Source organism: Pseudomonas sp. C2B4 (genome assembly GCF_013359695.1).
Lineage (GTDB): Bacteria > Pseudomonadota > Gammaproteobacteria > Pseudomonadales > Pseudomonadaceae > Aquipseudomonas.
On record NZ_JABFMU010000004.1, the window covers coordinates 204,936 to 228,761 of the forward strand.

The 23,826-nt window shown below is 61.0% G+C and carries 17 protein-coding genes; 9 read left to right on the forward strand and 8 right to left on the reverse strand.

Annotation, left to right across the window (positions count from 1 at the left end; translation table 11 throughout):
* Positions 1-188 precede the first annotated feature (188 nt).
* Positions 189-4,490 (forward strand): DEAD/DEAH box helicase, encoded by a 4,302-nt coding sequence (locus HNQ83_RS05195; protein WP_175387985.1) that lies wholly within the window; start codon positions 189-191, stop codon positions 4,488-4,490.
* 134 nt (positions 4,491-4,624) lie between these two features.
* Here HNQ83_RS05195 and HNQ83_RS05200 read toward each other — a convergent pair whose 3' ends face one another.
* Positions 4,625-6,745: a mechanosensitive ion channel family protein gene (locus tag HNQ83_RS05200; protein WP_175387986.1), complete on the reverse strand. Its 2,121-nt coding sequence runs from the start codon at positions 6,743-6,745 to the stop codon at positions 4,625-4,627.
* Positions 6,746-7,113: 368 nt separating this feature from the next.
* On the opposite strand from HNQ83_RS05200, the gene HNQ83_RS05205 reads away from it, so the two are divergent.
* The 5 genes from HNQ83_RS05205 to HNQ83_RS05225 all read left to right on the forward strand — a co-directional run bounded on the left by HNQ83_RS05205 (position 7,114) and on the right by HNQ83_RS05225 (position 12,503).
* Positions 7,114-8,316, forward strand: a complete 1,203-nt coding sequence (locus HNQ83_RS05205) for an MFS transporter (RefSeq protein ID WP_175387987.1) — start codon at positions 7,114-7,116, stop codon at positions 8,314-8,316.
* Between the two features lie 204 nt (positions 8,317-8,520).
* Entirely contained in the window at positions 8,521-9,447 is a 927-nt protein-coding gene (locus HNQ83_RS05210) for a DUF72 domain-containing protein (RefSeq protein ID WP_175387988.1), read from the forward strand.
* Positions 9,444-10,241: an endonuclease/exonuclease/phosphatase family protein gene (locus tag HNQ83_RS05215; RefSeq protein ID WP_175387989.1), complete on the forward strand. Its 798-nt coding sequence runs from the start codon at positions 9,444-9,446 to the stop codon at positions 10,239-10,241. The genes HNQ83_RS05210 and HNQ83_RS05215 overlap by 4 nt, the downstream gene beginning before the upstream one ends.
* Positions 10,238-11,530 (forward strand): cardiolipin synthase ClsB, encoded by a 1,293-nt coding sequence (clsB, locus tag HNQ83_RS05220; RefSeq protein WP_175387990.1) that lies wholly within the window; start codon positions 10,238-10,240, stop codon positions 11,528-11,530. The genes HNQ83_RS05215 and clsB overlap by 4 nt, the downstream gene beginning before the upstream one ends.
* Positions 11,517-12,503, forward strand: a complete 987-nt coding sequence (locus HNQ83_RS05225) for a lysylphosphatidylglycerol synthase domain-containing protein (RefSeq protein ID WP_175387991.1) — start codon at positions 11,517-11,519, stop codon at positions 12,501-12,503. Before clsB ends, HNQ83_RS05225 begins: the two co-directional genes overlap by 14 nt.
* Before the next feature lie 136 nt (positions 12,504-12,639).
* Here the strand turns inward: HNQ83_RS05225 and HNQ83_RS05230 are convergent, their stop codons facing one another.
* The 3 genes from HNQ83_RS05230 to HNQ83_RS05240 all read right to left on the reverse strand — a co-directional run bounded on the left by HNQ83_RS05230 (position 12,640) and on the right by HNQ83_RS05240 (position 15,790).
* A complete protein-coding gene (locus HNQ83_RS05230; RefSeq protein WP_175387992.1) occupies positions 12,640-13,398 on the reverse strand; it encodes a S9 family peptidase in 759 nt (252 codons plus the stop codon).
* A complete protein-coding gene (locus HNQ83_RS05235) occupies positions 13,388-14,497 on the reverse strand; it encodes a DUF3182 family protein (RefSeq protein WP_175387993.1) in 1,110 nt (369 codons plus the stop codon). Before HNQ83_RS05235 ends, HNQ83_RS05230 begins: the two co-directional genes overlap by 11 nt.
* 300 nt (positions 14,498-14,797) lie before the next feature.
* Positions 14,798-15,790, reverse strand: coding sequence for a GlxA family transcriptional regulator (locus HNQ83_RS05240; protein WP_175387994.1), 993 nt, complete (start codon positions 15,788-15,790; stop codon positions 14,798-14,800).
* Between the two features lie 102 nt (positions 15,791-15,892).
* Between HNQ83_RS05240 and HNQ83_RS05245 the strand changes: the two genes are divergently transcribed.
* Positions 15,893-16,447 (forward strand): cysteine hydrolase family protein, encoded by a 555-nt coding sequence (locus tag HNQ83_RS05245; protein WP_175387995.1) that lies wholly within the window; start codon positions 15,893-15,895, stop codon positions 16,445-16,447.
* 217 nt (positions 16,448-16,664) lie between these two features.
* Complete coding sequence (locus tag HNQ83_RS05250) at positions 16,665-17,168, forward strand: YkgB family protein (RefSeq protein WP_175387996.1); 504 nt, start codon at positions 16,665-16,667, stop codon at positions 17,166-17,168.
* 79 nt (positions 17,169-17,247) lie between these two features.
* Here HNQ83_RS05250 and HNQ83_RS05255 read toward each other — a convergent pair whose 3' ends face one another.
* The 3 genes from HNQ83_RS05255 to HNQ83_RS05265 all read right to left on the reverse strand — a co-directional run bounded on the left by HNQ83_RS05255 (position 17,248) and on the right by HNQ83_RS05265 (position 20,157).
* Entirely contained in the window at positions 17,248-18,081 is an 834-nt protein-coding gene (locus HNQ83_RS05255; protein ID WP_175387997.1) for an AraC family transcriptional regulator, read from the reverse strand.
* Positions 18,082-18,237: 156 nt separating this feature from the next.
* A complete protein-coding gene (locus HNQ83_RS05260; RefSeq protein ID WP_096514767.1) occupies positions 18,238-18,750 on the reverse strand; it encodes a single-stranded DNA-binding protein in 513 nt (170 codons plus the stop codon).
* A 9-nt stretch (positions 18,751-18,759) separates the two neighbouring features.
* A complete protein-coding gene (locus HNQ83_RS05265) occupies positions 18,760-20,157 on the reverse strand; it encodes an MFS transporter (RefSeq protein ID WP_175387998.1) in 1,398 nt (465 codons plus the stop codon).
* 191 nt (positions 20,158-20,348) lie between these two features.
* On the opposite strand from HNQ83_RS05265, the gene uvrA reads away from it, so the two are divergent.
* Complete coding sequence (gene uvrA, locus HNQ83_RS05270) at positions 20,349-23,183, forward strand: excinuclease ABC subunit UvrA (RefSeq protein WP_175387999.1); 2,835 nt, start codon at positions 20,349-20,351, stop codon at positions 23,181-23,183.
* Between the two features lie 64 nt (positions 23,184-23,247).
* Here the strand turns inward: uvrA and bfr are convergent, their stop codons facing one another.
* Positions 23,248-23,712, reverse strand: a complete 465-nt coding sequence (gene bfr, locus HNQ83_RS05275; protein WP_175388000.1) for a bacterioferritin — start codon at positions 23,710-23,712, stop codon at positions 23,248-23,250.
* Between the last annotated feature and the right edge of the window lie 114 nt (positions 23,713-23,826).

Here is a 23,826-nt window from a genome sequence, read left to right on the forward strand (position 1 = left end):
TCCGTAAAGTGTAGATGCGTGGGGTTTGTGGTGCCTTTACCGGCCCCTTCGCGAGCAGGCTCGCTCCCACAAAAGGATCTGCGGTGTACACCTGTGGGAGCGAGCCTGCTCGCGAAGAGGCCCTGAAGGCCAGCGAAGATCTTGAGCGGTACTTGCATCTTCCCCGTCTCACCCGCATAAATCAGACCATGAACCTGCCCATCCCCGCAGACAGCGCCCTGAACGGCTTCCACCCCGCCGTCAGCGCCTGGTTCAGCAACACCTTCGCGACGGTCACTGCCGCCCAGGCCCGGGCGTGGCCGCTGATCCGCCAGCGCCGCTCGACCCTGGTCGCCGCCCCCACCGGTTCCGGCAAAACCCTGACCGCATTCCTCGCGGTCATCGACGATCTTGTCCACCGTGGGCTGGACACCGACAGCGGCCTGCCCGACGAAACCCTGGTGGTTTACGTATCGCCGCTCAAGGCGCTGTCCAACGACATTCGCATCAACCTGCAAACGCCGCTGGCCGGCATCACCGAACAGTTGCGCGTGATGGGCCTGCCCGAATTGCAGATCACCACCGCCGTGCGCACCGGCGACACGCCGCAAAAAGATCGCTCGGCCATGCGCAAGAGCGCGCCGCACATACTGGTCACCACGCCTGAATCGCTCTATGTGCTGCTCGGCTCCGATTCGGGCCGAAAGATGCTCGGCACCACGCGCACGGTCATCGTCGACGAAATCCATGCCATCGCCGCCAGTAAACGCGGCAGTCACCTGGCCCTGAGCCTGGAACGCTTGCAGGCGCTGTGCGCCGAGCCGCTGGTGCGCATTGGCCTGTCGGCGACACAAAAACCCATCGAAGCGGTTTCGCGCTTTCTGGTCGGTCGCGATCGTGCCTGCGAAATCATCGACATCGGCCATGCGCGCCCTAGGGACCTGGACATCGAAGTGCCACCCGTTCCGCTGTCGGCAGTGATGGCCAATGATGTCTGGGAATTGGTCTACGACCGTCTCGCCGCCCTTGCCCGCGAACACCGCACCACGCTGATTTTCGTCAACACCCGACGCCTCGCCGAACGCCTGAGCCGGCACCTGAGCGAACGCCTGGGCAAGGATGCCGTCGCCGCCCACCATGGCAGCCTGGCCAAGGAGTTTCGCCTGGACGCCGAGCAGCGGCTCAAGCGCGGCGAACTGCAAGTGCTGATCGCTACGGCCTCGCTGGAATTGGGCATCGACATCGGCGACGTCGACCTGGTGTGCCAGATCGCCTCGCCGCGCTCGATTGCCGGTTTTCTACAACGGGTCGGACGCTCCGGACACCAGGTCGGTGGCACGCCCAAGGGCCGCTTGTTCGCCACCACCCGCGACGACCTGATCGAATGCGCCGCGCTGCTGGATTGTGTGCGCCGTGGCGAGCTGGATACGCTGCAAATCCCGCTGGCGCCGCTGGATGTGCTGGCCCAGCAGATCATCGCCGAGGTCAGTTGCCAGGAATGGCCAGAAGACGCTTTGCTGGCCATGTTGCGCCAGGCCTCGCCCTACGCTGCCCTCGACGAAAAACACTATCAGGCGCTGCTGCAGATGCTCGCCGAGGGCTTCAACGGGCGTCAGGGCATCCGCAGTGCCTACCTGCACCGCGATGCCGTGAGCCGCACCCTGCGCGGGCGCCGAGGCGCCAAACTGACGGCGGTGACCAGCGGCGGAACCATTCCGGACAACGCCGACTACAGCGTGTTGCTCGAACCTCAGGGATTGAACATCGGCAGCGTCAACGAAGACTTTGCCGTGGAAAGCATCGCCGGCGATGTGTTCCAGTTGGGCAATACCTCATACCGGATCCTGCGGGTCGAAACCGGCAAGGTCCGGGTCGAGGATGCCCAGGGGCAGCCGCCGACCATTCCGTTCTGGCTCGGTGAAGCGCCGGGGCGCAGCGCGGAGCTGTCGTTTGCCGTCGCTCGCCTGCAAGCGCAGCTCGATGAGCGGCTGGGCGCCACGCCGGGCAACCTGCAACCGGCCGTCGACTGGCTGACCGAGACCCTTGGCCTCAATCTCGCCAGCGCCGAGCAACTGGTCGAATACCTGGCCCGCGCCCGCCAGGCCCTGGGTGCCCTGCCATCCCGGGACACGCTGCTGATGGAGCGGTTTTTCGACGAGTCCGGCGGCACCCAACTGGTCATCCATACGCCGTACGGCAGCCGCATCAACCGCGCCTGGGGCCTGGCCCTGCGCAAGCGTTTTTGCCGCACCTTCAACTTCGAATTGCAGGCTGCCGCCAGTGAAGACGCCATCGTGCTGTCGCTGTCCACCAGCCACAGCTTCGAGCTGGACGACGTCTGGCGCTACCTGCACAGCAACACTGCCGAGCACACACTGATCCAGGCCGTGCTCGATGCGCCGCTGTTCGGCGTGCGCTTTCGCTGGAATGCCGCCGTGGCCCTGGCGTTGCCGCGCTACGCCGGCGGGCGCAAGGTCCCGCCGCAGATCCAGCGGATGAAAAGCGAAGACCTGATCGCCAGCGTGTTCCCCGACCAGATCGCCTGCGTGGAGAACCTCGTCGGCGAACGGGACATTCCCGACCATCCGCTGGTGGAGCAAACCCTCGACGACTGCCTGCACGAGGCTATGGATACTGAAGGCTGGCTGGCGTTGTTGCGGCGCATGGAACGAAGCGAAATTCGCCTGATCAGCCGCGACCTGCCCGCGCCCTCGCCGCTGGCCGCGGAAATCCTCAGTGCCCGCCCCTACACGTTTCTCGACGATGCGCCGCTGGAAGAGCGTCGCACCCAAGCGGTGCTCAATCGCCGCTGGAGTGACCCGCAAAGCACCGACGACCTCGGCGCGCTGGACCTGGATGCCATCGCCGCCGTCGCGCAAGAAGCCTGGCCGGCGCCCAATGGGGTCGATGAAATGCACGAGGCCTTGATGAGCCTGGCGTGCATCACCGATGCCGAAGCGCAGGCCAATCCGAACTGGCTCGATTGGTTGAGTGCCTTGGCTGACAACGGCCGCGCCTGTCGTCTCGACCAATCGTTGTGGCTGGCACGGGAACGGTTGAGTTGCCTGCGGGCGATCTACCCACAGGACGATGTGTGCCCGCCACTGGAAGCCCTGCCGGGGTTCGATGAAGCCTGGGAAACGGACGACGCCGTACTTGAAGTGCTTCGCGCACGCCTCAGCGCGTTTGGTCCATTGCCGCTGAAGGCGATTGCCGAACCGCTCGGCTTGCCGTCGACTCAAGTTATCCAGGCCCTGTCTCAATTGGAGCGCGAAGGCTACGTGCTGCGCGGTCGCTTCACCCCTGGTTTCGCCGAAGAAGAATGGTGCGAGCGGCATCTTCTGGCGCGGATTCACCGCTATACGGTCAAGCGCCTGCGACGGGAAATCGAACCGGTGGCGTTGCAGGACTTCATGCGGTTTCTGTTTGACTGGCAGCATCTGTCCAGCACCAGCCAAGGCCAGGGCAATGCCGTTCTGCCAGCGATCATCGCTCAGTTCGAGGGCTACCCCGCCGCGGCGTCAGCCTGGGACGACGAGATCCTGCCCGCGCGGCTCAAGGATTACACGCCTACCTGGCTGGATGATGTGTGTCGCAGCGGCAAACTGGTCTGGACCCGACTCACCGCCCGCAACAAGGGCGCCGGCACCGCACTGCGCAGCACACCGATTGTGTTGTTGCCGCGCAACCGGGTCGGGCTCTGGAGCAACTTGACCGAGCAGACGCCGATCGGCGAACTGTCGCCAAAAACCCAAAAAGTCTACGAAGCCCTGCGCCAGCACGGCGCATTGTTTTTTGATGAGTTGGTGCATGAAGCCCATGTGTTGCGCACAGAACTGGAGATCGCCTTGCAGGAACTGGTGGGGGCCGGGCTGGTGAACGCCGACAGCTTCGCCGGCCTGCGCGCGCTGATCACCCCGGCCAGCAAGCGCCACAATCGCGGCAACCGCCGTGGGCGCGGGGCGTTTATCGGCGGCATGGAAGATGCCGGGCGCTGGGCACTGCTACGCCGTGGGCCTCAAGCGCTGGCAGTGGATCATCGTCCGGCGCCCACACCGGCCGACACACTGGAACACATCGCCATGACGTTGCTGCGCCGCTACGGCGTGGTGTTCTGGCGGTTGCTGGAGCGTGAGGCGGATTGGCTGCCGAGCTGGCGCGAACTGCTGCGTACCTTCCATCGATTGGAGGCGCGGGGCGAGATTCGTGGCGGGCGATTTGTCAGTGGCCTGGCGGGCGAGCAATTCGCCCTGCCCGAGGCGATTCCGTTGCTGCGCGAAGTACGGCGCCGCCCCCATGATGGCAACCTGGTTGCAGTGTGCGGGGTTGATCCGCTGAACCTTGCCGGCACACTGCTGCCCGGTGCGAAAGTGCCGGCGTTGGCGGGTAATCGGCTGGTGTATCGCGATGGGTTGCCCGCCGCTGCCGAGATATCGGGCAAGCAGGTTTTTTGGGCGGAATTGGATCAACAAGCTATGTCTGAAGTGCGCAGCAAACTGATCCGGCATTGATGCTGTTCCGGTTGGCCTCTTCGCGAGCAGGCTCGCTCCCACAGGGGTTCTTTGTGAACATGACTTTTATGTACACCAGAGATCCCTTGTGGGAGCGAGCCTGCTCGCGAAGGGGCCAGCACTACCAACAAAAATTATTGAGGACGCGGCCGATCCGTCATCAACACCGCCGAATGCTCCGGCTCAGCCGCACCATCGTGCATCGGTTCCGCCTGCCTAGGCATCAGAACCTGCTGTGGATAAGTCTGCGCGAAATGCACCCACGGATTGTTATCCACAAGCTTTTTCAACCGCTGGTTGAACGCTCGGCTCACCGCATACTGCCCGCCCGACACGGTGCGAAACTGCGCCGTCAGCACCACCCCGTTGAGGTCCATCTTGTCGACCCCAAATACGTCCAGCGGACCTTGCAGGTTGTACTTGAGGAACGGATCGCTACTGATCGAATGCCCGGCTTCGCGTATCAGTTCGATGGCTTTGTCGACATCGGTGTCGTAGGTGAACTGCACTGAAAAGAACGCATAGGCAAATTGCCGCGATTGGTTGGTCACGGCCTTGATCTGGCCAAACGGCACCGAATGCACAAACCCCTTGCCGTCGCGCAGGCGCAAGGTGCGGATGGTCAGGCCTTCCACGGTGCCGGCGTGGCCGGAGTCGAGCACCACCCAGTCGCCGATGGACAGAGTGTCTTCGATGATGATGAACAGTCCGGTGATGACGTCCTGCACCAATTGCTGGGAACCGAAACCGATCGCCAGGCCGATGACGCCGGCACCGGCCAGGAACGGTGCAACGTTGATGCCCAGGTTCGCCATGGTGGTGATGGCGCAGATCACCACCAGAATGATTTTGATCGCGTTGCGCAGCAGCGGCAGGATGGTTTTGACCCGGGTACTGGGCTGACGCGCCGAACGTTTATTGACCGGTGGTTTCAGGGCTTCCTGAATCGCCGTGTCGAGCACGACCCAGACCATCCAGGTCACCAGGAAAATCAGGCCGATGTGGCTCAGCGAGTCGCTGATTGCACGGCCGACCGAATTGCTCACCGCGAACTCGAACAGCGACACGCCCCAGATGCGCCCGAGAATGTCGATGAACACGATGGCCATGGCGATGCGCAGCAAGGCGTGGGAGAGATTGAGGAAGCGTTCCTTGTAAGCGCTGCTTCGGCGCACTTCCGCTTCATTGCGCGACTTGAACAGGTGATGCAGCGTGGTGCTCAGGAACACCGTCGCAATCAGAAGAATCGTGGTAAACAGCGCGCTGCGCAGGACCTGCTGATTGTCGTCGCTGACGCTGATCAGGTTGATGACCGACACCAGCACCATCAACAGAATCGGCCAATACCAGAGCCCGGAAAAAATCCGCAGGGTTTCGCGCAAGGCCGGCTGCGTCCGTCGCTGGGCCAGCGGCAGAATGCGGATCACCTGAGCCACCGGACGACGCATGCGGAACACCAGCAGACCGAAGGAAATCGTTGCCGCCAGCCCGGTGAACACCGCGATGCTGCTGGTGAGGTTACTGCCCAGCTGATGCGCGATCTGCGGGCTGGTCAACGCATCGCTCAGCGCAACGAGAAAACCGATCAGAAACAGTGGTCGCGCGCTGTCCTGTCGAATGATCTGCACCGCCCTGCGCTTGTGACCGACGTTGAACATGACCACCAGTGACATCACCAGGGACGCGGCAAAAATACCGCTGCTGGTGGCGTAGGCAAAACACAAGGCCATTGCCCGACCGGCCGACACCGGCAAAAACTGGCTGGCATAGATCGTCAGCGGCAGGCTGATCACTGCGGGAATGCTGTAAGGCAACACATACCCCAGTAATGCCTGACCCCGTTCTCGACTCAGCAGCAGGCGATGCCGGCACAGGCGTTCGGTCATGAACTTGCCGAACATCCAAAGCAGACCGAAGACGCCCGCCCACACCGCGGTCAGCAGCAGGAAATCCCCTGCCACGCTCCAGCCCGAACGCGCCGAGGGTCGATTGACCAGTTGATCCACTTCATCCACCGCGCGGTCGGCGCGCAGGCGCCAGGCGTCGACCAGGTTTTCGTTGAGATCGAGTTTTTCCTGTACTTCATCGATGCTCGAGCTGATGGCGCCCAGCAACCCGCCTTGCACCAGCGGTTGCGGGTGTGCCGGCGGTGTCGCGGCGGCGGCCGGCACACCCGGGATCGTTGCAGCGTCCAGTTCTTCGCTGCCCAGTAACAGCAGCGCCCCGAGTAGAACCGCGGTCTTGAGCTTGATCAACGTATCCGCTCCCTTGGATGAGACTGTAAGGAACTGATCGGAAAATGGCCGGCAAGTTCGGTTTCAGCTACCACGACGCCATCTCTGTGGCGGGGGAAGCTTTTGTGGCGAGGGGATTCATCCCCGTTCGACTGCGAAGCAGTCGCAAAACGATGCACGCGGTGTGTCTGTTGGATTCGGTTGGCAGGATTTGGGGGCGCTTCGCACCCCAACGGGGATGAATCCCCTCGCCACAAAGCTCCCTCGCCACATGCGCCATGTTGATATTTGACTGTCACGCAAATATCAAATGCCCATCCCTGTATTTTTCCGCACAACCCGAACCCCGACACTGCGCTCCATCAAATCAACCCACCGGAGTTGCAGCCATGCCCATTGCCTTGCTCGCGCTGACCCTCAGCGCCTTTGCCATCGGGACGACCGAGTTCGTCATCGTTGGCCTGTTACCGACCATCGGCGCCGACCTCGGCGTCAGCCTGCCATCCGCCGGCCTGCTGGTCAGCCTGTACGCACTGGGTGTCGCCGTCGGCGCCCCGGTATTAACCGCCCTGACCGGCAAAGTCCCACGCAAATTGCTGTTGTTGTCGCTGATGGTGCTGTTCACCCTCGGCAACCTGCTGGCCTGGCAAGCACCGGGCTACGAATCATTGATCCTGGCGCGAATCGTCACCGGCCTGGCCCATGGCGTGTTTTTCTCGATCGGCTCAACCATCGCCACCAGTCTAGTGCCCAAGGAAAAAGCCGCCAGCGCGATCGCCATCATGTTCACCGGCCTCACCGTGGCACTGGTCACCGGCGTACCGCTGGGCACCTTCATCGGCCAGCACTTCGGCTGGCGTGAAACCTTTCTCGCCGTCTCGGCATTGGGTGTGATCGCCTTTCTCGGCAGCCTGCTCTACGTGCCGAAAAACATCGCCCACAGCAAACCCGCGTCGCTGTTGCAGCAGTTGCAGGTCCTTAAACAACCGCGGTTGCTGCTGGTGTACGCCATGACCGCGATCGGGTACGGCGGCTCGTTCATTGCCTTCACCTTCCTGGCGCCGATTCTTCAGGACATCTCGGGCTTCAGCGCCAGCACCGTCAGCCTGGTGCTGCTGGTCTACGGGGTCTCGGTCGCGGTGGGCAATATCTGGGGCGGCAAACTGGCGGATAAACGCGGCCCGATCAGCGCCCTGAAAATCATCTTCGCCCTGCTCGCCGCCGTGTTGTTCGTATTGACGTTCACCGCTGGCTATCCATGGCTGGCACTGGCTACCGTGCTGGTTTGGGGCGCCGTGGCGTTCGGCAATGTGCCGGGGCTGCAAGTGTATGTGGTGCGTCAGGCTGAACATCACACCCCTCACGCGGTGGACGTGGCTTCCGGCCTGAACATCGCCGCGTTCAACCTCGGGATTGCCGGTGGTGCGTGGGGCGGCGGCTTGATCGTTGCGCACTTGGGCTTGATCCATACCGCGTGGATCGGTGGTCTGGTGGTATTGGTGGCGCTGGCATTGACGGCGTGGAGCGGGCGCCTGGATCGGCTGGGGCCGGTGTATGCCTCGAGCTCGACTCGCGTAGTCGCCAGTCACTGATTCAACCCCTGTGGGAGCGAGCCTGCTCGCGAAGACGGCAGCACATTCAACATTGATGTGACTGACACACCGCTTTCGCGAGCAGGCTCGCTCCCACATTTGTTTTGTGGCGCCCCCAGAAGCCCTACCGTCCGTACCCCCGCCGAAACTTTCCGCGCCGCCCCGCAGTCAGCAAAGGAATGGGGCACTCGGACGGGAGGCGACATGGCGGCGATTCACATCGGTATTTCAGGTTGGCGCTACACGCCCTGGCGAGGGGATTTCTACCCAAAGGGGTTGCCCCAGAAACGCGAGTTGCAATTCGCGTCGCGGGCCGTCAACAGCATCGAAATCAATGGATCGTTTTACGCCCTGCAACGGCCCGAGCGCTATGCCCAGTGGTACATCGAAACGCCGGTGCATTTCGTGTTCAGCGTCAAGGCTCCGCGCTTCATTACCCACATCAAACGCCTGCGTGACATCCACAAGCCTCTGGCGAACTTCTTTGCCTCCGGGGTTCTGGAGCTCAAGGAAAAACTCGGCCCGATCCTCTGGCAGTTCCCGCCCAACTTCAAATTCGATGCCGAACTGTTCGAGACCTTCCTCGAACAATTACCCCAAAACACCGCAGAGGCGGCGGCCCTCGCCCGTCAGCACGATTCGCACCTCCACGGCCATGCCAGCCTCAAGGCGTACAAGAAAAAACCTGTGCGCCATGCCGTGGAAATCCGTCACGACAGCTTCATCGACCCGGCCTTTGTCCGTCTGCTCAAACGCTACAACACGGCGCTGGTGATTGCCGACAGCGCCGGCAAATGGCCGTATCGCGAAGACATCACCAGCGACTTCGTTTACCTGCGCCTGCACGGTGCCGAAGAACTCTACGCCAGCGGCTACACCCCACAGGCCCTGCAACGCTGGGGTGAGCGGATCGAGGCCTGGAATCAAGGGCGGCAGCCGAACGATCCCCATTTGATCGCGCCCCGACAGAAACCCAGGGCGCGCAAATCCCGCGAGGTGTTCTGCTATTTCGATAACGACATCAAGGTCCGCGCGCCTTTCGATGCTCGTCGCCTGCTGGAGCGATTCGATCTCGACCAGAACCTGGCCACCGCCCCCGGAGAGCCTGTCGCCGAAGGAGCGCTGTCATGAGCGTTCGCGAACCGGTGGGCGTCACTGACGAGCAGGCGAGCATCAACACCACGGTGCATCGTTTCACGGTGCTGACGGTGAACACCCACAAAGGGTTTACCGCGCTGAACCGACGTTTCATCCTGCCGGAACTGCGCGAAGCGGTGCGCAGCGTCTCTGCCGATGTGGTGTTTTTGCAGGAGGTCCACGGCACCCACGAACAGCATCCCAAGCGCTACAACAATTGGCCGGCGATGCCGCAATACGAATTCCTCGCCGACACCCTGTGGCCGCAGTTTGCTTACGGACGCAACGCGGTCTACCCGGCAGGAGATCACGGCAACGCGCTGCTGTCGAAATTCCAGATCGTGCGCCACGACAACCTCGATGTGTCCATCAGCGGCCATGAGAATCGCGGCATCCTGCATTGCGTCCTGCGCCTGCCCGGCGAAGGCCCGGAGGTGCATGCGATATGTGTCCACCTGGGCCTGCGCGAAAGCCACCGTAATGAACAACTCAGGTTGCTCGCCCGTCACCTGGAGGGGCTGCCAGCCGATGCGCCAGTGATCGTCGCCGGTGACTTCAACGACTGGCGCCAGTGCGCCGATACCCTGCTCAAGCCCTGTGGGTTGCGCGAAGTGTTCGCCGAGCACCACGGCAAGCCGGCACGCAGTTTTCCCGCCCGGTTGCCGACACTGCGCCTGGACCGCATCTATGTGCGCAACCTCAAGGCCAGCCGCCCACAGGTGCTGACCACACGGCCCTGGTCGCACCTGTCGGATCACGCACCGCTGTCGGTGGAGATCGAACTATGAGCACCTCGCCGATGGAAAAATCCAGCGTTGAACAGATTGCCGCGCCGCCGACGAGCGAACCCGCACCGGTCGACGTCGAGTACCGCTGGCAAGGCAGTAACCGCGTCGAACTGCTTGAAAACGGCGAGGCCTACTTCCCCCGGGTGTTCGAGGCCATGCGGCAGGCGAAAACCGAAATCCTCCTGGAAACCTTCATTGTGTTCGAGGACAAGGTCGGCGAAGAGCTCAAGACGGTGCTCATCGACGCCGCGCAACGCGGCGTGCGCGTCACCGCCAGCTTCGACGGATTCGGCTGCGGCGAACTGGGGACGGCTTATCTCACCGCCCTCAGCGGAGCAGGTGTGCACTTGCAGATGTTCGACCCCGCTCCGAAACGCCTGGGCATCCGTACCAACTGGTTCCGCCGCCTGCACCGCAAGATCGTGGTTGTGGACGGGACGGTCGCCTTCATCGGCGGGATCAATTTCTCCGCCGATCATCTGGCTGACTTCGGCCCCGAAGCCAAACAGGATTACTCCGTTGAAGTGCAAGGTCCGGCGGTGGCCGACATCCATCACTTTGCCCTGTTGCAATGCGGTCGTCCGGCGCGGGCCAAATACTGGTGGCAACGGCGTCGACAGCGTCGTTCGGAGCTGGCCTTCACCGATCACGACGGTCAGGTGCGGCTGGTGTATCGCGATAACGCCGAACACTCCACCGACATCGAAGAGGTTTACCGTCAGGTATTGCGCACGGCGCAACGGCGCGTGGTCATCGCCAACGCCTACTTTTTCCCGGGCTACCGATTGCTGCGCGAGATCCGCAACGCCGCCCGCCGCGGCGTTGACGTGCGCCTGATTCTGCAGGGGCAGCCGGACATGCTGGTGGCCAAACTCGCCGCGCGCATGACCTACGACTACCTGCTCAAGTCCGGGGTAAAGATCTACGAATATTGCGACCGTCCGCTGCACGGCAAGGTCGCGCTGGTGGACGAAGACTGGAGCACGGTCGGCTCCAGCAACCTCGACCCGTTGAGCCTGTCGATGAACCTTGAGGCCAATGTGTTGATCCGCGATCGCGCATTCAACCGTGACCTGTTCGAACGACTCGAAGAACTCAGCGACAACCACTGCAAGGCCATGTCGGTGGACACCGCCCCACGCGGGCGGGTCTGGCACATGACCGTGGGGTTTCTGGTGTTCCACTTCTTGCGGCACTTCCCGGCCTGGGCCGGTTGGCTGCCGGCGCATAAGCCCCGCCTGAAAGCCTTCACCTCACCGACCGGGAGCGATCCGCATGAGCCGCACTGAAGCACACGCAGCGCCGCACGCCGAGCACCCGGCCAAGTCGCGCTGGAGTCGCTGGAAAAGACCGCTGACGATGCTGTTTTTTCTGGCGCTGATCGTATTGCTGACGATGTTCGCCTCGCGTATCGAGTGGGCCGAAGTGTTCGACACCCTCACCGATTTCAAGGTACGCACCCTGATCATCGCGGCCGGGCTGACCCTGTTGAGTTTTCTGGTCTACGCCTGTTTCGACCTGATCGGCCGAACCTACATCCGCCAGAACCTGACGTGGAAACAGATCCTGCCGGTGGGGATCATCAGCTACGCCTTCAACCTCAACCTGAGCGCCTGGGTCGGTGGCATTGCCATGCGTTACCGGCTGTATTCGCGGCTCGGCGTGAGCAAAGGCAACATCGCGAAAATCCTCGGCCTGAGCCTGGCCACCAACTGGTTCGGCTACATGGTGATTGCCGGCGCGGTGTTCAGCAGCGGGCTGGTACGCATGCCTCCCGGCTGGAAACTGAGCAGCGGTGCACTGCAAGGGGTTGGCGTGCTGTTGTTGCTGGCGAGCGCGGGGTATCTCGCGGCGTGCCGGTTTTCCAAACGGCGCGAGTGGGCGATACGCGGGGTGGAAATCAACCTGCCGTCCTTGCGCATGGCGATCCTGCAACTGGCCCTCGGGGCGCTGAACTGGTCGCTGATGGCAGCGGTGATCTTCACCCTGCTGCCGAGCAAGCTCGATTATCCATTGGTGCTTGGCGTGTTGCTGATCAGCGCCATCGCCGGGGTCATCACCCACATACCGGCCGGGCTCGGTGTGCTGGAGGCGGTATTCGTGGCACTGCTGCAACACGAGGCATCGCGGGGCAGCCTGGTGGCGGGGTTGCTGGCGTATCGGGCGATTTATTTTCTGTTGCCGCTGTTGATCACGCTGGTGATGTATTTGCTGGTGGAGACCAAGGCGAAATCGCTGCGAATTGCGAAGAAACCCAAGTGATTTGTGGTGTTTTCAAGTATGCCATCGCGGGCAAGCCCGCTCCCACAAGTGTCATGGTGTTCACAAAATTTGTGGTCACTGAAAATCCCTGTGGGAGCGGGCTTGCCCGCGAAGGCGTCCGCAAGAACACCACACATTACCGGGACTGAATAATGCTCAACCGCTCACCCACCACCATCTCAGTGATCCAATCCACCAGGATCGAGGTGTAGGCCTGCTGGGAAACCGGATCGCTCAGCGCATGATCGGCACCGTCGATAATCCGGTGCGTCAACGAATGGGTCTGCTGACACGCGGCGCGGTAACTCATGATCGTGGCGTGGGGCACGTAGTCATCGGTTTCGGACTCGACCAACAACACATCCCCGGTGAATTGCGCACAGGCATGCAACGCCCGATTAGTGTCCGCGCGCACCAGCGTGCTGCGGTAATCGCGCAAGTCGAGCTTGTCCAGGTCGCGCTTGGGCGTATGCCATTGATCATCGCGATACAGCGCCGGCACCCGCAGCGCCAGCCAGCGCACCGGGCGCAACGACGTGAGGATCGAGGCCAGGTAACCGCCGTAACTGGTGCCGACCACGGCAATCGCCGAGGTGTCCAGCGCCGGGTGCGCGAGCAGGCGATCGTAGGCCGCCAGCAGGTCGCGCAGGTTGTCTTCACGGGTGACCCGGGTCAGCGGAATGCCGGTGCCGCCGGTATGCCCGCGCAGGTCGAAGGTCAGGCATACACAGCCCAGCCCGGCGATGCCTTTGGCCCGCTCCAGATCCCGTTCCTGGCTACCGCCCCAGCCGTGCACGAACAACACGCCGGGGACTTTCGATTTGGGACTGAGAAATGTCCCGCTCATCTGTTCATCGTCAATGTCGATTTGAATGCTTTCGCTTCTAGCCGTCATAGGATTTGACCGTTACGTATTTGAGCAGGAAATCACTGTTCTGCGCCGGCCCGCGGTACACCTCAATGGCATCCGCCGGCAGCGGCTGATCGATGTAGGTTTCCACCGAAGACACCCGAATCGCGCGCATCTGCGGGTCGTTGACGAAACTCTGCAAGGCCGCCACTTCGGCGCTGCTGGCGCCACCCATGCGCCAGGATTGTTCGAGCACGCCACTGCGCTTTTTGCCGTCGCTGGCCACGCCTTGAGCAATGTCGTAGTTGCGCCGCGAAGCGTAGAAGCCGGGATAGGCTTCATCCGCGGCACGGTCGAACACCTGTGCCTGCTTGATCGCCAATCGCACCTCTTCAGGCAGATCCAGTGCCAGCAGATCGTCGTAACCACCCTGCACTGCCAGCAGATTGGAACCGCCATACACGTCTTCGCCGTGGGCGTCCTGGGTCAAGTATTGATCACCACAGTAACTCAGCAGCTTTCCGCCGATGAAACTCTGTCCGACGCTGTGGGTAATCACCTGCTCCAGGTCCTGTTCCAGCACCACGCCTTCGGTGAACAGGGCCCTGGCGTCGGGCCGGGCGAGGACTTCATCAAACTGATCCAGACTGTCGATGACCTCCTGCCCACGCCCGGCGCAGGCATGAATCGGCTTGAGTCGGATCGGACCACTGCAGAGCAGATGCTCCGCCGCCGGTCGCGCATCCTCGAAGGAGAACACGCTGAGGCCGTCGAGTACGACACTGCGCACCCGTTCGGAAAACAGCGGCGCCCAGCCTTTCGGCGCATGGGCATGACGGTTCAGCAAACCGTGACTGATGGCCTTGGTGCAGATGAAATCGTGTTCGACGTAGCCCCCCCACAAATCCTCCGGTCCCTTGACGCCCAGTTGCCGCGCGCAAGCAGCGCCGACGATCGTTTGCGTCGGCAGCAGATATAGATCTCGTCCCTGATGCTGCTGCGGGTCGTAACGGCCACCGAACTTGAGTCCGAGGATGTGCGCCAGCCACTTGGCCAACGCGTGATTGGTTTGGATTTCATGCAAAGGCGCGTCGGCATTTACTGAATGGGCGACCACCATTTTTTTGCGGTTTGGTGGGGTCATGCGTCCCCCTTCAATCGGCGCTGGATGAGTGTGGTTGAAGGGGTGCAGGGATCAGGCCAATCGCGGTAGAGGAGGAACGGCATTCAAATCAGGCGGTTACATAATCGGGGGTGGCTTCGGGCCGTTTTATTCTGCACGACCCCCTTCAAGACTCTGGCATTTTGCACGACTCACGCTTAGGCAGATGTCCCTGTGGGAGCGAGCCTGCTCGCGAAAGCGGTGTGTCAGTCACATCAATGTTGAATGTGCCGCCGTCTTCGCGAGCAGGCTCGCTCCCACAAGGGATTTGCGGTGTTTCAACTAGCGTGCCGCTGCATTCGGCATCACCCCAAACCGCATCCGGTAATCACTCGGCGCCAGCCCGGTGATTTTCTTGAACGTCGAACGAAACGCGCCCGGATCCTGATAGCCCACGGTCCAGGCAATGTGATCGATGGTGCCGTTGGTGAACTCGAGCATTTCCCGAGCCTTGCCCACCCGCAGGTGCTGGCAATACTCCGTGGGCTTGAGCCCGGTTGCCGCGCGAAAGCGACGCAGGAACGTACGTTCCTCCAGCCCCGCTCGCTCGGCCATCGCCGTCAAGGACACATCCGTGGCCCCGGTGCTTTGCAGCCAGTGCTGCACCTTGAGAATCGAAGCATCGCCATGATTGAGGATGGGGGCAAAGTTGCTGCCGCACTCGCTGGCACTGTCGCTGTGCTCCACGACCAGAAAGCGCGCAGTGCCGGTGGCGATGCTCGGCCCCAGCAGGCGATCCACCAGGCGCAGACCCAACTCGGACCAGGCCATCAGCCCGGCGGTGGTGATCAGGTCGCCGTCGTCGACGATAGGTGTATCGGCCTTGAGCTTGATCGCCGGGTAACGCTCGGCAAATGTTTTGGCGGAGGTCCAGTGGGTGGTGGCACTGCGGCCATCCAGCAGACCGCTTTCGGCCAACAGAATCGAGCCCACGCAGACGCCGCCGAGCGTCGCGCCATTGGCGTGTTGCTGCCTGAGCCAGCGAATCAGCGCCTGCGGTGCCTGGCCTTCGGAGAACCCGGCAATCGACGGCGGAATCAACACCGCCATCAGTGCGCCGTCCAAGGCGGGATGGCTGTCGTAGACCCGGGTGGGAGGCTGATCACCGTCGACCCGCCAATGACTGACCCGCAACAGCGGTAAATGCGCAGCCTGGTGCTCGGCGGCGATCCGGTTGGCCACCCCGAACAGGTCGGTCAACCCATGCACCGCCGCCATCTGCGCGCCGGGATAGATCAACACGCCCAGTTCAGCGATTGCCCTTTGTGCATCCATTGTCAGTTTTCCCCCTTCTATTGTCGGTGCGGCCAATCCCCGGACGGCCCGCCAGAGCCAATACTTCATTCCACACCCAAACCGCACTTCGAGGAAACAGTCATGGCCAAGCAAGCACTCATCGTAGTCGATATCCAAAACGACTACTTCCCTCAAGGCAAGTGGCCACTGGTCGGCGCCGATGCAGCCGCTGACAACGCCGTCCGCCTGCTCAAGGCCTTTCGCAAGGCCGGTGATTCGGTGGTGCACATCCGCCACGAATTCACCTCGGATGCAGCGCCTTTCTTCACCCCCGGCTCTGAAGGCGCGAAGCTGCACCCCAAAGTCTTGAACCAGGGCAATGAGCCCGTGGTGCTCAAGCACTTCGTCAACTCGTTCCGTGAAACCGAACTGCAAGCCATCCTCGACGAACAAGGGATCAAGGAGCTGGTGGTCGTCGGCAGCATGAGCCACATGTGCGTCGACGGCATCACCCGAGCGGCGAACGATCTCGGGTACAGCGTCACAGTGATCCATGACGCCTGTGCCTCCCGTGATCTTGAGTTCAACGGCCTGACGGTTCCGGCGGCCCATGTACATGCCGCGTTCATGTCTGCACTGGGCTTTGCCTACGCCAACGTGGTTTCAACTGACGAGTTCCTCGCCGCCAGCCAGTAACCGTTGATCCTGCACAAAAATGAAAAGCCCATGGCCTTAAACGCCATGGGCTTTTTTTATTACCGGTGGGTTTGGACGATCTGCACTGAACGCAATACCGCCAGAACACTAAAGAGTCAGGCCAGAGACAACAATGTCTCCACTCCCAACGTAAACCGCGGGGGTTAAGGAGATACCGCACTTAACTTTTTAGTCAAACCCACTGGAAGCCTGAACAATGAATACTTTGAATATCAGCACGACTGACAGCATCTCGAAAAAAGCCTCCCTCGGCGTCAGCACCATGGCGCTTGGCACTTACGGTATCTACTTCGCCCTGGCCGTCATCTACTTCTGGTTTGGCGGAATGAAGTTCACTCACTATGAAGCAGAGGGACTGGTTCCACTGGTGAGTAATAGCCCGCTGCTGGGATGGGTCTACCAGATCTTCAATGTCGATCTGTTTTCCGCTCTGCTTGGCGTCCTGGAGGTTTCCATCGGTGTGCTGATCGCAGGTCGCCTGCTGTCTCCGAAGCTTTCCTTGATCGGCGGGGCCCTGTCCGCAGGCTTGTTCATTACCACGCTGAGTTTCATGTTCTCCACACCCGGAGTGATTGAGCCTGGCCTTGGCTTCCCGGCGATCAGCGTTGCACCCGGACAGTTTCTCCTCAAGGACATTGGCTTGCTTGCCGCCTCCATCTTCGTGGCCGGCCACTCGTTAACCAAGCTGGAAACAGCTTGAGCTGACAACTTCACAAAGAACATGGCCCGGAATTGTTCCGGGCCATCTTCCTTTCCGGTTTAAACAACGAACCACCTGATCAAGAAATCTCATCTACCAGGGATTTCATCCACTCACTTGGGCTGCAACCGGTCTTGCGGCGAAACGCACGGGCAAGCGCTGAAGGACTTTCATAACCGACTTCGTCAGCGATCAGCGTGATCGGTCGCCCTTCACGCAGCCGTTTCTGCGCCAGACTGATCCGCCAACTCAGCAGGTAATCCGCCGGTGTCTGCCCGAGAACGGAGCGAAAATGCACCGCATAGGCGGCGCGGGACATGTTCGACTCATTCGCCAGCTCTGCAACCGACCAAGGTCGATGGGGTGCGCTATGCATCTGTGTCAGCGAACGCGCCAGCCGCACATCGGCCAGACCGGCCATCATTCCAGTGCTTAATTGGTGGTGGTCGAGCAGATGCCGGAACAACAGGATGATCAGCAGCTCGAACAAGCGATCAAGCACTGCCTCCCGGCCGCAATGCCCATCTGCGGCCTCACTGAATAACCATCTCAGCGTATCGGCCAGCAACGGCAGCTCATCCAGGGACAGCACCAGGAGATCAGGGAGCGAAGCGGAGATCGGGTTACTGACGCCACCGTCAAACTCCATCAACGCACACAACAACTGGGCGCCATCGGATTCGTCTGCGATCAGTTGATGACGGCTGGGACGAGGCAAAAAAATCAGACTGGGCCGGGTTAGCAGCCTGTCACCAGCCCCGGGGATTTTTAACGTGAGGGTGCCTTTCTGCAGCAGGTGAACATGACCGCGCGGGTCAGCGCCATCGTAGGACGATATTCCACAGAGCTTGCCACTGTAGAACAGGTTCGCGCGCACACCGAACTGAGAAAGCAACGTCGACAGGCGGTCCATGGGGTAACCCGCAGCCAGGTTTAGACGATTAGCATCATATCACCGGGCTCCCGGGCTTCAGTTGCCGTCATTTGGCAGGGGCTGAATGAAAACGACGGCAACAAAAAGCCCGGCATCCTTGTGGGAATACCGGGCTTTGGTTAGCGCGAGGCTAATTTAGAACGGGATATCGTCATCAAAGCTGTCGAAATCCGGAGCCGGCTGCGGAGCGGCCTGCTGTGGGGCCGGACGCGACTGTTGCGGTGCCGACTGCTGTGGACGCGGAGCCTGCTGACGTGGTGCGGACTGTTGATAGTTGCCCCCACCTTGCTGGTCGCCCTGCTGTGGACGGCCACCCAGCAACTGCATGGTGCCTTGCATGTCGACCACGATTTCGGTGGTGTAACGCTTGATACCGTCTTTTTCCCACTCGCGGGTCTGCAGCTTGCCTTCGATGTAGACCTGCGAACCTTTACGCAGGTACTCGCCGGCGATTTCCGCCACTTTGCCGAACATCGACACACGGTGCCATTCGGTTTTTTCGACTTTCTGACCGGTTTGCTTGTCGGTCCATTGTTCGCTGGTGGCCAGACTCAGGTTGGTCACGGCATTGCCGTTCGGCAGGTAGCGAACTTCAGGATCCTGGCCGCAAGTGCCGACCAATATGACTTTGTTAACCCCACGGGCCATTACGTTCTCCTAGGCTACGCACGCTGCCCCGGCCGGGTTGTTCACCAGGCTCTCGAGGGTAGTGCGATCCAATAGTTCGGTGTCCAATTTGATGTAAATCGCCGCTTCATCCGCGACGATCACCGCATCTGTTACCCCTACAACGGCCTTCAGGCGCTCGACCAGACCCGCTTCGCGGATCGCCTCGGGCGACAATGGCAAGCGCAGGCTCGTCACGTAGGGAGGTTCACGCATGGTAACAGCAAAGACCAACCAGAGGGCAGCCAGTGCGGCGCATCCCAGGAACACAACCGACAAACCGCCGTGCTGGAACAACCAGCCGCCGAGTATCCCGCCCAATGCCGAACCGAGGAACTGGCTGGTGGAATAAACCCCCATCGCCGTGCCCTTGCCACCCGCCGGTGAAACCTTGCTGATCAGCGACGGCAGCGACGCCTCCAGAAGATTGAACGCGGTGAAGAACACCACCGTACCGATCACCAGAGCCCGCAGGCTGTCGCCGAACTGCCAGAAGAATAGCTCAGTGAACATCAGCGTCATGACGGCGCCGAGCAAAACTCGTTTCATTTTGCGTTTCTTCTCGCCGTAGATAATGAACGGGATCATGGCGAAGAAGGAAATCAGCAGCGCGGTGAGGTACACCCACCAGTGCTGCTCCTTGGGCAGCCCGGCTTTTTCCACCAGGGCCAGCGGCAAGGCGACGAAGCTCGACATCAACATCGCGTGCAACACAAAAATGCCCAGGTCCAGGCGCAGCAGGTCCGGATGTTTGAGCGTCGGTATCAATGCCTGGCGCGCAACACCGGACTCACGGTGCTGTAACGGGCCGGTGGAACGCGGCACCATGAACATCACGATCACAATGCCGACCAGTGCCATGCCGCCCGTGGCCAGGAATAACCCGGACAAGCCGAAAGCACGCGTGAGCAAGGGGCCAACAACCATCGCGACAGCAAACGACAGACCGATGGTCATGCCGATCATGGCCATGGCTTTGGTTCGATGCTGTTCACGGGTCAAATCCGATAACAGGGCCATGACCGCGGCGGAAATCGCCCCGGCACCTTGCAGGATGCGCCCGGCGATCACGCCCCAGATCGAATCGGCGCTGGCCGCCAGCACACTGCCCAGGGCGAAGACAATCAGCCCCAGGTAAATCACCGGGCGGCGACCGATACGGTCGGAAATGAAGCCGAATGGAATCTGGAAAATCGCCTGGGTCAGGCCGTAAGCGCCAATCGCCAGCCCGATAAGGGCCGGGGTCGCTCCCGCCAGGTCCATGCCATAGGTCGCCAGGACCGGCAACACCATGAACATGCCAAGCATACGGAAGGCGAACACCAGGGCCAGACCGCTCGCCGCGCGGGTCTCGCTGCCACTCATGCGTTCGCTGTGGGGATCGTGCATGGAAAAACCTCATGTGAACCGGCGGCGATTCTACCAGTCCCATCGATTGGCAGGGTATATCGCGACGCTTTGCCGCGTGTAGATGACAGAGCTTTCATGTAAGCCATCAATCGCATCATTCGATAGTGTGCATCCATCCAGTATTTGGCCGTATACTCCTACGTTTTCGACGCCCGCCGAGCGAGGCCACCTTGGACAAGATCCTGATTCGTGGGGCTCGAACCCACAACCTGAAGAACATTGACCTGACCCTGCCCCGGGACAAGCTGATCGTCATCACCGGCCTGTCCGGCTCCGGCAAATCGTCCCTGGCCTTCGACACACTGTACGCCGAAGGCCAGCGCCGCTATGTCGAGTCGCTGTCGGCGTATGCCCGACAGTTCCTGTCGATGATGGAAAAGCCTGATGTCGACACCATCGAAGGCTTGTCGCCAGCCATCTCCATCGAACAGAAGTCGACCTCGCACAACCCGCGCTCGACCGTCGGCACCATCACCGAAATCTACGACTACCTGCGCTTGCTGTACGCCCGGGTGGGTATCCCGCGCTGCCCGGATCACGACATTCCGCTGGAAGCACAGACCGTCAGCCAGATGGTCGACCTGGTCCTCGCCGAACCGGAGGGCAGCAAACTGATGCTGCTAGCGCCGGTGATTCGCGAGCGCAAAGGCGAACACCTCTCGGTTTTTGAAGAGCTTCGGGCACAGGGTTTCGTTCGTGCCCGGATCAACGGCAAGCTTTATGAGCTGGACGAAGCACCGAAGCTCGATAAACAGAAAAAGCATTCCATCGACGTCGTGGTCGACCGCTTCAAGGTCCGCGCCGATTTGCAACAGCGTCTGGCCGAATCCTTCGAGACCGCACTGAAGCTGGCGGACGGTATCGCCCTGGTGGCACCGATGGATGACCAGCCGGGCGAAGAGATGATCTTCTCCGCGCGCTTCGCCTGCCCGATTTGCGGCCATGCCATCAGCGAACTCGAGCCCAAGCTGTTTTCCTTCAACAACCCGGCCGGTGCCTGCCCGACCTGTGACGGCCTGGGGGTGAAGCAATTCTTCGACATCAAGCGATTGGTCAACGGTGAGCTGACCCTGGCCGAAGGCGCGATACGCGGCTGGGACCGGCGCAATGTCTATTACTTCCAGATGCTCGGCTCGTTGGCCTCCCACTACAAATTCAGCCTGGAAGTACCGTTCAACGAACTGCCGGCTGATCAGCAGAAGAACATCCTGCACGGCAGCGGTTCGCAAAACGTCGACTTCAAATACCTGAACGACCGTGGCGACATCGTCAAACGCTCGCACCCCTTCGAAGGGATCGTGCCCAACCTCGAACGACGCTACCGCGAAACCGAATCGGCTTCGGTACGCGAAGAGCTGGCCAAGTTCCTCAGTACCCAGTCCTGCCCGGACTGCCGCGGCACCCGACTGCGACGGGAAGCACGGCACGTATGGGTCGGCGAGAAGACCCTGCCGGCAGTGACCAATCTGCCCATCGGCGACGCCTGCGATTACTTCGGCGAGCTGAAGATGACCGGCCGCCGTGGCGAGATTGCCGACAAGATTCTCAAGGAAATCCGGGAGCGCCTGCAGTTTCTGGTCAACGTCGGCCTCGACTATCTGTCGCTGGATCGCAGCGCAGATACGTTGTCTGGCGGTGAAGCGCAGCGTATTCGTCTGGCCAGCCAGATCGGCGCTGGCCTGGTCGGTGTTCTGTACATTCTCGACGAACCATCGATTGGCCTGCACCAACGCGATAACGACCGACTGCTCGGCACCCTGAAACACCTGCGCGACATCGGCAACACGGTGATCGTGGTCGAGCACGACGAAGACGCCATTCGCCTGGCGGACTACGTCGTGGATATCGGCCCGGGTGCCGGCGTTCATGGTGGTCATATCGTTGCTGAAGGCACGCCAGCAGAGGTGATGTCTCATCCAGACTCTCTCACAGGCAAATACCTGTCGGGTCGGGTGAAAATCGCCGTCCCGGCCAAACGTACGCCGCGCAACAAGAAACTGTCGTTGTCGCTCAAGGGTGCTCGCGGCAACAACTTGCGTAATGTCGACCTGGATATCCCGATCGGCCTGCTGACCTGCGTGACCGGCGTGTCCGGGTCTGGCAAGTCGACCCTGATCAACAACACGCTCTTTCCTTTGAGCGCGACGGCGCTGAACGGCGCGACCACGCTCGAAGCGGCCGCACACGACAGCATCAAGGGTCTGGAACATCTGGATAAAGTCGTCGATATCGACCAAAGCCCGATCGGACGCACGCCGCGCTCCAACCCGGCGACTTACACCGGACTGTTCACACCGATTCGCGAGCTGTTCGCCGGCGTGCCGGAGTCCCGTTCCCGCGGTTATGGCCCGGGGCGTTTTTCCTTCAACGTGAAGGGTGGACGCTGCGAAGCCTGCCAGGGTGACGGCTTGATCAAGGTGGAAATGCATTTCCTGCCGGACATCTATGTGCCGTGCGACGTCTGCAAGAGCAAGCGCTACAACCGCGAGACGCTGGAGATCAAATACAAGGGCAAGAGCATTCACGAAACCCTCGAGATGACCATCGAGGAAGCCCGGGAGTTCTTTGATGCGGTACCGGCGCTCGCACGCAAGCTCCAGACACTGATGGACGTGGGTCTGTCCTACATCAAGCTAGGACAATCAGCGACCACCTTGTCCGGTGGTGAGGCTCAACGGGTCAAGCTGTCCCGCGAGCTGTCCAAGCGAGATACCGGCAAGACCCTGTATATCCTCGACGAACCGACAACCGGCCTGCATTTCGCGGATATCCAGCAATTGCTCGACGTCCTGCACAGACTGCGCGACCACGGCAATACGGTGGTAGTGATCGAGCACAACCTGGATGTGATCAAGACCGCTGACTGGCTGGTGGACCTGGGGCCGGAAGGTGGCTCCAAGGGCGGCCAGATCATCGCCGTTGGCACACCGGAGGAAGTCGCCGAGATGAAGCAATCTCACACCGGTTACTACCTCAAACCGCTGCTGGAACGCGACCGGGCCTGATTCCCGCCCATGAAAAAGCCCCTGTCACTTCATCAGTAACAGGGGCTTTTTTGTGTCCGCGGAATCAGGCGTGGGACTGCAGGTAGTTCTCAAGCCCGATCAATTTGATCAGACCCAACTGCTTCTCGAGCCAGTAGGTGTGATCTTCTTCGGTGTCATGCAATTGAACCCGTAGCATTTCGCGGCTGACATAGTCCTTGTGTTGCTCGCAGAGCTTGATGCCTTTGCACAACGCAGCACGGACCTTGTATTCCAGGCGCAAATCCGCCTCAAGCATCTCTGTCACCGTGGTGCCTACATCGAGATCGTCAGGACGCATGCGTGGCGTGCCTTCGAGCAACAGGATCCGGCGCATCAGTGCATCGGCGTGGCCTGCTTCTTCTTCCATCTCGTGATTGATTCGTTCGTAGAGCTTGGTGAATCCCCAGTCCTCATACATCCGCGAGTGAACGAAATATTGGTCACGCGCGGCCAATTCGCCGGTCAGCAACGTGTTGAGGTAATCGATTACGTCTGGGTGGCCTTGCATCGCCCTACATCTCCCTGCTTGAAAGTTACAGTTTGAACCAACCCGACCATAACGTCACTCGCTAGACGCAAGAAAAGCGAAGATATTCTGAGAAAACCGGCTTAAATAACGCAA

What these genes read in the sequence shown, in the direction of transcription:
- HNQ83_RS05195 (WP_175387985.1), top strand. Translation starts at nt 189, where the DNA reads ATGAACCTGCCCATCCCCGCAGACAGCGCCCTGAACGGCTTCCACCCC.
- HNQ83_RS05205 (WP_175387987.1), top strand. Translation starts at nt 7,114, where the DNA reads ATGCCCATTGCCTTGCTCGCGCTGACCCTCAGCGCCTTTGCCATCGGG.
- HNQ83_RS05210 (WP_175387988.1), top strand. Translation starts at nt 8,521, where the DNA reads ATGGCGGCGATTCACATCGGTATTTCAGGTTGGCGCTACACGCCCTGG.
- HNQ83_RS05215 (WP_175387989.1), top strand. Translation starts at nt 9,444, where the DNA reads ATGAGCGTTCGCGAACCGGTGGGCGTCACTGACGAGCAGGCGAGCATC.
- clsB (WP_175387990.1), top strand. Translation starts at nt 10,238, where the DNA reads ATGAGCACCTCGCCGATGGAAAAATCCAGCGTTGAACAGATTGCCGCG.
- HNQ83_RS05225 (WP_175387991.1), top strand. Translation starts at nt 11,517, where the DNA reads ATGAGCCGCACTGAAGCACACGCAGCGCCGCACGCCGAGCACCCGGCC.
- HNQ83_RS05230 (WP_175387992.1), bottom strand. Translation starts at nt 13,398, where the DNA reads ATGACGGCTAGAAGCGAAAGCATTCAAATCGACATTGACGATGAACAG.
- HNQ83_RS05235 (WP_175387993.1), bottom strand. Translation starts at nt 14,497, where the DNA reads ATGACCCCACCAAACCGCAAAAAAATGGTGGTCGCCCATTCAGTAAAT.
- HNQ83_RS05240 (WP_175387994.1), bottom strand. Translation starts at nt 15,790, where the DNA reads ATGGATGCACAAAGGGCAATCGCTGAACTGGGCGTGTTGATCTATCCC.
- HNQ83_RS05245 (WP_175387995.1), top strand. Translation starts at nt 15,893, where the DNA reads ATGGCCAAGCAAGCACTCATCGTAGTCGATATCCAAAACGACTACTTC.
- HNQ83_RS05250 (WP_175387996.1), top strand. Translation starts at nt 16,665, where the DNA reads ATGAATACTTTGAATATCAGCACGACTGACAGCATCTCGAAAAAAGCC.
- HNQ83_RS05255 (WP_175387997.1), bottom strand. Translation starts at nt 18,081, where the DNA reads ATGGACCGCCTGTCGACGTTGCTTTCTCAGTTCGGTGTGCGCGCGAAC.
- HNQ83_RS05260 (WP_096514767.1), bottom strand. Translation starts at nt 18,750, where the DNA reads ATGGCCCGTGGGGTTAACAAAGTCATATTGGTCGGCACTTGCGGCCAG.
- HNQ83_RS05265 (WP_175387998.1), bottom strand. Translation starts at nt 20,157, where the DNA reads ATGCACGATCCCCACAGCGAACGCATGAGTGGCAGCGAGACCCGCGCG.
- bfr (WP_175388000.1), bottom strand. Translation starts at nt 23,712, where the DNA reads ATGCAAGGCCACCCAGACGTAATCGATTACCTCAACACGTTGCTGACC.